Origin of the sequence: Chryseobacterium sp. BGARF1, assembly GCF_001677955.1 — a bacterium.
In the GTDB taxonomy this organism is placed as follows: Bacteria; Bacteroidota; Bacteroidia; order Flavobacteriales; family Weeksellaceae; genus Chryseobacterium.
Genome location: NZ_LELA01000079.1, coordinates 71,574 through 81,837 on the forward strand (window position 1 = coordinate 71,574; position 10,264 = coordinate 81,837).

At 32.3% G+C, this 10,264-nt stretch carries 13 protein-coding genes; 12 read left to right on the plus strand and 1 reads right to left on the minus strand.

Going from position 1 to position 10,264, the window contains the following annotated elements; genetic code table 11:
* Window position 1: 1 nt before the first annotated feature.
* The 12 genes from AB671_RS14795 to AB671_RS14850 all read left to right on the plus strand — a co-directional run bounded on the left by AB671_RS14795 (window position 2) and on the right by AB671_RS14850 (window position 8,979).
* A complete protein-coding gene (locus AB671_RS14795; RefSeq protein WP_066681239.1) occupies window positions 2-856 on the plus strand; it encodes a hypothetical protein in 855 nt (284 codons plus the stop codon).
* Between the two features lie 2 nt (window positions 857-858).
* Window positions 859-1,929 (plus strand): adenylosuccinate synthetase, encoded by a 1,071-nt coding sequence (locus AB671_RS14800; RefSeq protein ID WP_066681242.1) that lies wholly within the window; start codon window positions 859-861, stop codon window positions 1,927-1,929.
* Window positions 1,930-2,045: 116 nt separating this feature from the next.
* Window positions 2,046-2,450, plus strand: a complete 405-nt coding sequence (locus AB671_RS14805; RefSeq protein WP_066681285.1) for a hypothetical protein — start codon at window positions 2,046-2,048, stop codon at window positions 2,448-2,450.
* Window positions 2,451-2,455: 5 nt separating this feature from the next.
* On the plus strand, window positions 2,456-2,929 hold the full coding sequence (locus AB671_RS14810; RefSeq protein ID WP_066681247.1) for a macro domain-containing protein: 474 nt from the start codon (window positions 2,456-2,458) through the stop codon (window positions 2,927-2,929).
* A gap of 132 nt (window positions 2,930-3,061) precedes the next feature.
* Window positions 3,062-3,490: an ADP-ribosylation/crystallin J1 gene (locus AB671_RS14815; protein ID WP_066681253.1), complete on the plus strand. Its 429-nt coding sequence runs from the start codon at window positions 3,062-3,064 to the stop codon at window positions 3,488-3,490.
* Window positions 3,480-4,298 (plus strand): TIGR02452 family protein, encoded by an 819-nt coding sequence (locus tag AB671_RS14820; protein ID WP_066681255.1) that lies wholly within the window; start codon window positions 3,480-3,482, stop codon window positions 4,296-4,298. Before AB671_RS14815 ends, AB671_RS14820 begins: the two co-directional genes overlap by 11 nt.
* Before the next feature lie 16 nt (window positions 4,299-4,314).
* On the plus strand, window positions 4,315-5,292 hold the full coding sequence (locus tag AB671_RS14825) for a DUF2971 domain-containing protein (protein ID WP_066681256.1): 978 nt from the start codon (window positions 4,315-4,317) through the stop codon (window positions 5,290-5,292).
* A 12-nt stretch (window positions 5,293-5,304) separates the two neighbouring features.
* Window positions 5,305-5,991 carry an SIR2 family NAD-dependent protein deacylase gene (locus AB671_RS14830; RefSeq protein ID WP_066681257.1) on the plus strand — a complete coding sequence of 229 codons (687 nt, stop codon included), beginning with the start codon at window positions 5,305-5,307 and terminating at the stop codon, window positions 5,989-5,991.
* Window positions 5,991-6,929, plus strand: a complete 939-nt coding sequence (locus AB671_RS14835; RefSeq protein WP_066681258.1) for an ADP-ribosylglycohydrolase family protein — start codon at window positions 5,991-5,993, stop codon at window positions 6,927-6,929. The genes AB671_RS14830 and AB671_RS14835 overlap by 1 nt, the downstream gene beginning before the upstream one ends.
* Complete coding sequence (locus tag AB671_RS14840) at window positions 6,926-8,113, plus strand: hypothetical protein (RefSeq protein WP_066681259.1); 1,188 nt, start codon at window positions 6,926-6,928, stop codon at window positions 8,111-8,113. Before AB671_RS14835 ends, AB671_RS14840 begins: the two co-directional genes overlap by 4 nt.
* A complete protein-coding gene (locus AB671_RS14845) occupies window positions 8,106-8,651 on the plus strand; it encodes an RNA 2'-phosphotransferase (protein ID WP_066681260.1) in 546 nt (181 codons plus the stop codon). Before AB671_RS14840 ends, AB671_RS14845 begins: the two co-directional genes overlap by 8 nt.
* Before the next feature lie 133 nt (window positions 8,652-8,784).
* Complete coding sequence (locus AB671_RS14850; protein ID WP_066681262.1) at window positions 8,785-8,979, plus strand: hypothetical protein; 195 nt, start codon at window positions 8,785-8,787, stop codon at window positions 8,977-8,979.
* A 120-nt stretch (window positions 8,980-9,099) separates the two neighbouring features.
* Here AB671_RS14850 and AB671_RS14855 read toward each other — a convergent pair whose 3' ends face one another.
* A complete protein-coding gene (locus tag AB671_RS14855; protein WP_066681264.1) occupies window positions 9,100-9,984 on the minus strand; it encodes a cupin-like domain-containing protein in 885 nt (294 codons plus the stop codon).
* Window positions 9,985-10,264: the final 280 nt, after the last annotated feature.

The window sequence follows — 10,264 nt, forward strand, 5'->3', positions numbered from 1 at the left end:
TATGGGAAGTACAAGATACGACATGGACGCTCGTTTTGACCGAGCAAGAAAAGAAGGATATGCATCAAAATCTGCAAGTGAAATTTTCACGCAGAATGCAAAAAGAAAAGCACATGAATCTATGAATCCACATGGGATTTCTTTCAGAGAATCGAGAGATTCGGCGGTTCATCCAAACTCAGTTCCTATTATTTTAGGGTTGGACGTTACGGGAAGTATGGGACATATTCCTTTTGATTTGATTAAAGAAGGGCTGCCAAAATTGATGGGCGGAATTATCCAAGGCGGCGTTCCAGATCCTGCACTTTTATTCTTAGGAATCGGAGATCATGAATGTGACGGTTATCCTTTGCAAGTTGGCCAGTTTGAATCGGGAGATGAAGAGCTTGATATGTGGTTAACAAGAACTTATATTGAATCCGGAGGTGGAGGAAATGCAGGTGAAAGTTATTTATTGGCTTGGTATTTTGCCGCTTTTCACACAAGAACAGATGCCTTTGAAAAGAGAAATCAAAAAGGATTATTGTTCACTGTTGGTGACGAACCTTGTTTGAAAGCACTTCCTGCTTCTGCAATCAGAGAATTGATGGGAACGGGGCAACAAACTTTCAGACACACAGAGTTATTGGCTGAAGCTCAGAAGAAATATGAAGTTTTTCACATCAGCGTTTTGCATTCCGGACAGGCGGTAAATGCAGATAAAGGATGGAAAGATCTGTTAGGACAAAACTGTTTGTCTATCGAAGATTACAGAGATGTTCCAAAGGTGATTAAAGATGTAGTTTGCAGTAAATTTAAAGATAGTTTTACGAAAACCACAGAGAATTTAGGACTAGATAATATTCAAATGTATTAAAAATGAAAACAGCACAAATAATTATAGGCTTAGGATTTGGGGACGAAGGTAAAGGCATTACCACCGATTTTCTGGCTCAGCAACATCCTGAGTCTGTAGTTATTCGGTTTTCAGGAGGTCAACAGGCGGCGCATACGGTGATGATTGAAGATAAAAAACACATTCATTCCAGCTTTGCGAGTGGTGCGCTGCGTGGTTTGCCTTCGTATTTTACAGAACATTGCACGATTCACCCGACGTTTTTATTCAATGAAAGAGAAGAGTTAAAACAAAAAAATGGAAATGTTGAATTGACTATCCATCCTTTAGCAAAAGTAACGACCCCTTTTGATGTTTTATACAACAGAAAAAATATCAAGAATTTAGAACACGGAACCTGTGGAAAAGGAGTTGGAGCAACAATGAAAAGAAATGAAAGTCCGTTTAAATTATTTGCCGTTGATTTGATTGCTCCAAGAACAATGTTGATTGAAAAATTAAAAGGAATTGCCAATTATTACGGTTTTGAAGAAGATGAAGAAATTATAAATGTATTACAGGATTTTTTGGATGCTATCGATAAAATTGATTGGAAAATAGAAGGTTATGAATATTTAAAATCATTTGAACATCTTATTTTTGAAGGAAGCCAGGGAATTTTACTGGATATGGAACACGGTGTTTTTCCGAATGTGACTTTTGCAAATACGACTTCTAAAAATGCATATGAAATCTGTCGATTATTAAAAATTGAGAATATCGAAATGTTTTATGTGACAAGAAGCTACTCAACACGACACGGAAGCGGATGGATGAGCAATGAAAAATCGCTAAACCTTAAAAATAATGAAGAAGAAACCTGTACTTTTAATGAATTTCAAAAGGACTTGCGTTTCGGTGATTTAGATTATAATTTGCTAAATTATGCTTTAAAATTAGATGAAGCTTACGTTGTTGCGCAAAAGAAAAATCTAGTGGTAACTTGTCTTGATCAGTTGGATGAAACATTTAAAATAGAAAATATTAAGTTAAAATTTAATCAGGTTTTTGCATCTTATTCATCTTATTCAAAAGATTTTAAAAGAATTGATTAAACATTGTGAACTTAGCTAAGTGAAACGCCTTTGCGCACTTAAAAGCAGATAGTAATAAATAAAGCTTTGTGAACTTTGCGTTAAAAATAAATTTAAGAATATAAAAAAATACAATGATGAAAAAAATATACGTATCTGGAAATGGGAATGTGTCGTGGGAAAATTTTCATCAGTTTTATCTTGAACCCTTAAAAAAAATAACTCTTTCTGAATGTGAATTTATTATCGGCGATTTTTCAGGAACAGATACTTTGATGATGGAATTTTTAAAGGATAGATCTGAAAACGTAACGATCCTTCATGTAGGAAAAAAGCCAAGATATTTTGCCAACTCATTTAAAACAAAGGTAGGGAAATGGAAAATAATAGGAGGTTTTACTTCTGATTATGAAAGAGATCAATTTGGAATTGAACATTGTACACATTTTTTAGCCGCTGATTTTAATACTGATGAAAAAAGAAAAAGCGGGACATTAAAAAACATTGAAAAGTGCCGAAGTTTAAATAAAATTGAAATTTAATCAACATGAAAACAATAACATATTTGAAAGGAGACGCAACAAATCCGCAGACTGAAGGAAATAAAATCATTACCCATATCTGTAACGATATCGGTGGTTGGGGAAAAGGTTTTGTTTTAGCAATTTCAAATCGATGGAAGAACCCTGAAAATGAATACAGAAAATGGTTTCAAAACGAAGAAAATTTTATACTTGGAGAAATTCAAATCGTTCAGGTTGAAGAAGATGTTTTTGTTTGTAATATGATTGGTCAGCATAAAACAATCACCAATTCTAAAGGAATTCCGCCAATTCGTTATGAAGCGGTTGAAAAGTGTCTGGAAAAATTAGCAAACGAAGCATTAAAATTAAAAGCAAGTATTCACATGCCAAGAATTGGTTGTGGTTTGGCAGGTGGAAAATGGGAGGAAATTGAAATAATTATTGAAAGAACTTTGATGAAAAATAATGTAGAAGTATATGTTTATGATTTTGAATAAAATAATTCTTTGAAATCTTAGCTAAGTGAAACGCCTTTGCGAACTTAAAAAATATACATCAAGTTTTAAAAAGAAAATCTTTGCGGCCTTTGCGTTAAAAAAACAAATTGAAAATATAAAAAAAGCACAACCATGAAAACAAAAACACTATACAGACCTGTCGGAGAAAAAGAAATGATTTTAATTATTGAGAGCAATTACAAAAAATTTCCTCCAAGATTAGATTGGCAGCCGATTTTCTATCCCGTTTTAAATGAGGATTACGCTTCCGAGATTGCAGAAAAATGGAATACCAGAGATGAAGCAGGAAATTATCTCGGTTTTGTTACCCAATTTGAAGTGTTGGAAGAAGAGATCAATAAATATCCTGCTCAAAATGTTGGAGCAAGAGATCACAATGAACTGTGGGTTCCTTCAGAAGAAATGGATACTTTTAATCAGGCAATTGTAGGAAATATTAAAGTGACAAAAGTATTTATGGGGGAAAATTTTAAAGAACCTGCGAATGCTGATGTAGAAAATTTATTATTAAACATAAAAAAAACTAACGATGACCAATAAAGGAATGGCAAAAGATACATTGGAAATCCTTGCCAAGAAATATTATATAAACGAACACAACGAAAAAATAAATATAGAAAATGAATTGGAAACTTCTACGAAGGGAACCACTTTGTTTTCACCGGAAGAACTTTCAGAACTTGTGAACAACGAACTTCCTGAAACTGATTTTGAAACTCAGTTTGAAGTCTGGAGATGTAGTTCTTTAAAAGCAATTTTACAATTAGCAGAAGAAGAAAATCAGGAAAAACTCATGTGCCTGAATTTCGCATCAGCAAAAAATCCGGGAGGTGGTTTCATCAATGGTGCCGAAGCTCAGGAAGAAAGTCTCGCAAGAACTTCTGGATTGCATGAAAGCTTGCTTCAAGGCTGGGATTATTATAAAATTCATCGCGAAATGGAATCTTGTTTCTACACCGATACGATGATTTATAGCCCGAAAGTTCCGGTTTTCAGAAAAGATAAAGGCGAATTGTTATCGAAGCCAGTTTTGTGTAATTTCATTACCTCTCCGGCGGTGAATGCAGGAGTTGTAAAACGTCAGGAACCGGAAAGAGCTCACGAGATTTTCGGCGCAATGGATGTAAGAACAGATAAAATGCTGGCTTTGGCTTTAAGTCAGGGAAATGAAACCCTGATTTTAGGAGCTTGGGGATGCGGTGTTTTTAAAAATGATCAAAACGAAATTGCAGAATTATTTAAAAAGCATCTTCACGGAAAGTATAAAAATAAATTTAAAAGAGTGGTTTTTGCAATTCTTTCTAAGAAAGAAGAAATGATAAAGCCGTTTGAAGAAATTATTTTATAAACTTTAATTATTTACCATGAAAGTTTACAAATACAGAAGCATTGACGAAAAAGCATTTGAAAGAGATTTTAAAACGTTAAGAGAAAATTGTTTTTTCGCTCCTAATTATGCCCATTTAAATGATCCATTCGATATTTATTTTAAAGAACAAATTACTCCACTAATAAAAATTCTAAGAGCAATATTTCCAAATAATAACATATCAAATTTTGAAAATGAGCTTAAGAAAACCCTAGATTTTAAAGAAAGAGTGGGTATTTATTGTTTAAGCAAAGATTTTTTAAATGAGCAACTTTGGGCATACTATGCAAGTTCTTATTTGGGTTATTGTATAGAGTATGATTTAGATAAATTAATTGATAAAAGCCAAAATCCAGATTTTGAATGCCAATTAGATATTCATTATGAAGACAATATTCCTACCATAGGTATTGATGACATTAAAAATACAGAGAGCTTTATTAAGAAAATATACGCGATTAAAAAATCAACATGGGAACATGAAGATGAAATTAGATTGATTTTTAATAATGATGGACTAAAAAAAAATCATCCTTCTGCAATTACAGGTATTTATTTTGGATTTAGAACAGAGAAAGTTATAAAAGAATCTTTTTATGATCTTTTTAAGAATAATGATGTAAAGTTTTACGAAGTTTTTCCTTCAAATTTTAGATTAGAAAGAAAATTAATTTACGAGACAAAAAGAAGTTTAAAATATGAAATCAATAAGTTCAACTTTGAATTCCTTAGAGAACCCAGAGAAAATAGATGGGAGCAAATTTTTGAAGTTCATTATAAAGGAAATAGCAATGATTCAAATGAAATGAAAGAATTTATTCAAGCTTTTAAAGAAATGTATTGTTTTAAAAAGAGCACTTTATACATTTTTAATAACAAAGAGGTTGTGTCTTTATTGGATACCTATCCAATGAATGAGAATCAACATATTGAATATAATAAATCAACTATTCAAATAGTTTATGAATTATAAAAATAAGAACAAATGAAAAAACTAACCATATTAACCGGCGCAGGAATCAGTGCTGAAAGTGGAATAAAAACGTTCAGAGATGGAGATGGTCTTTGGGAAAATCATAGTATAACCGACGTGGCAAGTCCGGAAGGATGGAGAAAAGACAGAGCTTTGGTTTTGGAATTTTATAACCAGAGACGTCGCCAACTTCATGAAGTGGAACCGAATGATGCCCACAAATTAATTGCTGATTTAGAAAAACATTTCGATGTTCAGATTATCACGCAAAATATTGATGATTTGCACGAAAGAGCAGGTTCTAAAAATATCATTCATCTTCATGGGGAATTGTTCAAATCATGTTCTTGCAACAATAAAAATCTTATTTACGAACAAAAAACAAACATCAATATCGGCGATAAAGCGGAAGATGGAGCTCAAATGAGACCTTTTATTGTTTGGTTCGGAGAAGATGTTCCATTGATGAATGAAGCAACAAAAAAAGCAAAGGAAGCAGATATTTTCTTAGTAATCGGAACGTCTTTGCAGGTTTATCCGGCTGCAGGATTGCTACATGATATCAAAGATGATTGTCTTTTAATTGTCATCAACCCCAACGAAACTGGCTTCGGATACGGACAAAGAGCAGTCGTAATGAAGGAAACCGCAACGAAAGGAATGAAATTATTGTACGATAAATTGTTAAGCCTTGCCTAATGGAAAACATTGTGAAAGCAGGAATTTTTGGAGTTTGTATCGGCGATGCTTTGGGTGTTCCGGTAGAATTTAAAAGCAGAGAAACATTGAAAAGATTTCCTGTTGAAAATATGCGCGAGTTTGGTTCTTGGAATCAGCCGAAAGGAACCTGGAGCGACGATAGCTCTTTAACGCTTTGTATCGCAGAAGAATTGACAAAAGGTTATGATCTCGAGAAAATTGGACAAAGCTTTGTAAAATGGAATAAATTCGGACATTGGACGGCCCATGGAAGACTGTTCGATATTGGCGGAACAACACGACATTCCATTGCAAGATTAATTAAAGGAGAAAGTGCAAGATTTTCAGGAAATATCTTTGAAGAAGATAATGGAAATGGTTCTTTAATGAGAATGCTTCCCTTGGCTTTTTATCTTAAAGATGAAGAAAATATTGAGAAATTATATCAGGTTGTAAAAGAAGTTTCTACAATTACTCACGGACATTTTCGTTCTGTCTTTGCATGTTTTATCTATGTAATTTTTGCGATTGAATTAATAAAAGAGAAAGACAAAAAAGATGCTTATCATCATACGCAAAATGTAGCGTTGAAATTTGCAGAAAATCAAATGTTTAACCCAAAAGAGATTCAGCTTTTTGATAGAGTTTTAAAGAATGATATTTCAGAATATGATGAAGATACAATTAGTTCAGGAGGCTACGTTCTTCACAGTTTAGAAGCATCATTATGGTGTTTTCTAAATTCGGAAAGTTATTCTGAAGCTGTTTTAAAAGCAGTCAATTTAGGAGAAGATACCGACACAACAGGAGCTATTACAGGCGGAATTGCAGGGATTTATTATGGTTTTAAAAATATTCCTGAAGAATGGATTGCGGAGCTGGTGAGGAAAGAGGATATTGAAAAGCTTTGTAATAAATTAAATGAGAAATTAAAATGAAGAAAATAATCACATTCTACGTATTGCTTACATTGAAAGATATGGAGTTTCTTGTTAAAAATAGCTTTACAAAACTTCCGTTCAATGAAATTCCTTTTACATTTAATAAGGAAAGTATTGAAATATTTGCGGAGACTTCAATAGATTATACCGAAAATATTTTAGTTACAGCAAGGGTAGATTGTGATTGGATTCGCTTTTCAGAGTATAAATATTCTAATCCAGATGAAGATCTGACTGAGTTTGGTAGACTTTCAGAATTGAAAACAAATACTTTTAATCATTCTTTAATTGATAAAATTAAAATTCAAAATGTTTTCGGAATAAATCTTCAGAATGCAGATTGTGCAAAAATAAAAATGATTGTAGAGGAAGAATTATATTTTTTCAAACACAGAATAGAGATGTTTCTCGAAACTAATTCAAGAGAAATAATCTTACCTGATCTTTTTAATACAGTAATTTTAGAAGAGCAAGAACCTCAAAAATTTACAGACGAAGAGATAAGAAAACAAATAGAAGATATGGGTAAGGAAGATGAGGTTATTTCAATAGAGATGAAAGAAAAACGGATGAATCTGAATTCTGTAGAAGAGGCTGTTGATTTTTTAATAAATGAAGATTTAAGCGAAGAAAGTACAAAATCTTTAAAGAATATATCTCTTGCGTCAAGGCTTGGATATTTTGGTGGTGATTCTGCTTTGCACTTCGGATATGGAATGTACCTTAGGAATCTTTTCTTGCATGGAAACAAGAATGAATTATTTTTAAATAATCTTGAAGAATTTATTCGCAATAGTTTTTCAGATAGTGGGGAGTTAGGTGAAGGAATTATTTATGATTTATTATGGAGGAAATTAAATAATTGGGAAACTTCGGGAGAAAATAAGATAAAAATAGAAAAGATTCAGAGAGAAGTGAAAGAAGATGGTGAATACGATTCTAATTGGTATAATAAAGTGAAGCTACTTTCATATAATTGTACAGAAGATGAAATTAAAAAATATTTGGAATTAGAAAGAAAAATGGAAAATGAGAATGATAACTTTGAGGAATATTATTACCAACAGAAAGCTCTTTTAGCAAGATTAGATAAAGAAGAAAGAGCGATTTTCGAAAATTTAAAACAAGATTATTTTAACGTTCAAAACATTCTTAATATTTTAGAACACAAACATGAATGAACAACATAAGAAAAAAACAAGCAAATTTCTGAGCTACGTTCTCAGACATTATCCTGAACTCATCAATTTGAATTTAGATGAAAATGGGTGGGCAAATGTTGATGAATTAATCACAAAATCAAAGAGAGATTCTTATCAGGGACTTACCTTTGAAGAATTAGATGAAATTGTCGAAACCAACGATAAAAAACGTTTTATTTTTAATGAAGATAAAACCAGAATCAGAGCAAATCAAGGGCATTCTATTGATATTAATCTGGCTTTAATTCCACAAAAACCGCCTGAATTTTTATATAACGGAACAGCTCAAAGTAATATCGATTCTATTTTTGAAAAAGGAATTGAAAAAAGAAACCGACAACACGTTCATTTGAGTGAAGACAAAGAAACGGCAACTAAAGTCGGAATGCGTCATGGAAAACCGGTTATTCTAACCATCAATACCGAAAAAATGTTTGATGATGGGTTAGAATTTTATCTTTCTGAAAATAATGTTTGGCTGACAGATTTTGTAGATATTCAATACATTTCGCAATAATAAAGACGAATAGTAAAATTAAAATTATCTATAAATTTTTTTTGGATTTTGTTATAATATATTTCATATATTAGTGTATTAATATCGTGGTATCCGAAAAACGTATAGAGTAGAAAAATCAAACAAAATCATTATGAAAAAATTAAACAAAATCTCAAGAGAAAATTTAAAATCCATTAAAGGAGGTATTACTCCGGAATGTGCGTCTTGGTGGGGATCAGGTAGACCATATTACACTACCGAGGCAGCCTGCATTCAAGCTTCTACCACAGATCCTGACCTTGAACCATTTTGCGTTAATAAATGCGGCCGTTGGTATGGTTTTTAATTAAGATATAAAGAAAAAAATACCCCTATAAAGTATCAAACTTTTAGGGGGTTTTTTATGGAAATTCGAATTTTAGAAAAACCAAAAAATTGATTTGACGTTTGAGAATGAAAAGTTCTTTTATTTTCTAGGCAAACCTCTTTTCAAAGCGTAATTGGCTCTTTCGACAGCCTTTTTCTCTTTCCAATCCATGTATTTCTTTTTGAATTGGCCCTTCATAATATTGTCAAAATTTCTTTGAACAGTAAGATTCCACAAAGAATTGGCTTTTACAGCCCAGGATTTATCCCATGCACGAAGCGAAAGTGAGAAACTTCCGTCCAGATATTTCATCCAGTGCCACCATCCGGTTGGCATAAATAAAGTATCACCATGTTCCAGAAAACATTCAATTCCTTCCACACCATTTAATGCCGGGAATTTTTCAAAATCCGGATTAGAAATATCAAAATCTTCCAAGGCATAGGTCGCGTAAGGCAATTTATAAAGCCTTTCCTTCCATTTATATTCAAAAAGCAATACATGTTTTCTCCCGTTAAAATGGGTATGGAAAATATGTGCTAAATCGATATCGAAGTGTAAAAAAGTCACCGAACCTTTTCCTCCAAAAAACATAGAAGGATATTTATCTAAAAATCCGCCCATCAATTCTTTTGGTGGAATATATTCATCAAGCAATTTCGAGGCATGTTTGATAGGATCAAAAAAGAAAATTCGTAGATCGGTAGGCTCTCTTTGGATGAGGTCTATATAATCTGCAAATTTCATCTCGGTAGTGGGCGTGTTGATGGGAGCGGCCGGATCAGCTTTTTTGCTGTCGTACAAAGGAACTGTAATATCCCCTACCACTTCTTTCACATAGTCCATCGTCCATTTTTGATAGGCTGGCCATTTTCTAGCCATATTTTTTATCACAACCGGTTTTCTTGGTATCAGATATTTCTCACGAAACTCTTCTTGAGTAATATCGTCAACAATATCAATAGGCTTTAGAATAACCCCCATTTTTGTAAATTTTATATTACAAAATTATTAAATATTTACTTACGGAAAATGATTTAAGATGTTTTTAATCTATGACCTTAATCACATTTTTATTAAGTCGAAATAAAGATGATATGAATTTAAATTGTTTGAACGATATTTTAGTAGACTAAATCTTTATTTTTATTCATGGATTTGTGAATTTACAGTTATTTTTTTGAGGTTAATGGCATAAAAATATGTTAAAATTTAAAAGAATATAAAATGAATACAATTTATCACTATGTTTGTAGTTATAAAA